The sequence below is a fragment of the Nocardia sp. 852002-20019_SCH5090214 genome (assembly GCF_001665865.1).
Classification (GTDB): Bacteria; Actinomycetota; Actinomycetes; order Mycobacteriales; family Mycobacteriaceae; genus Nocardia; species Nocardia nova.
In genome coordinates this window covers 1-507 of sequence record NZ_LZMK01000006.1, presented here as the reverse complement: position 1 = coordinate 507, position 507 = coordinate 1, and the positions used below count along the sequence as shown (strand labels likewise).

The 507-nt window shown below is 63.3% G+C and carries 1 protein-coding gene; it reads left to right on the top strand.

Annotated elements, in window-relative coordinates:
* Nucleotides 1-79: 79 nt before the first annotated feature.
* Nucleotides 80-507 (top strand): relaxase domain-containing protein (locus A5780_RS00320; RefSeq protein WP_156769316.1); only part of this gene is annotated, 428 nt, incomplete at its 3' end.

Below are 507 nucleotides of genomic sequence, written 5' to 3'. Positions count from 1 at the left end.
TCACACAAAAATTTTCACACCTCATGCTCCCAGGTCACGAACAGATAACGAGAAATCTGGAGCGGCGTAGCCTGGATGCATGATGTCGCTGGCGAAGATCGCGTACGGCGACGGCTATGAGTATTACCTGCGGAATATCGCCACGAATGACGCCAATGAGCGTGGCGCGCAACAGCTCGCCGATTATTACAGCGAGCGCGGCGAGTCCCCGGGTCGCTGGGTGGGGTCGGGGTTGGGAGCCCTGGATATCGTCGAGGGAGACATCGTCACCGAATCCCAGATGCGGGCCTTGTTCGGGCGCGGGATGCATCCGAACGCGGACGCGATCGTCGCGCAGCTGGCGGCCGAGCAGATGGCCGAGGGTGTCTCGCCGCGGGTGGCCCGCCTCTACGGCGCGAAGATGGCCCAGCTCGGCCGCCCGCATAACCGATATGTGGTCGCCGAGGCTGGCTACCGGTTCGAGTGCGCCCGCGCCTATGCCGAATACAACCGTGCCCAAGGCCTCAT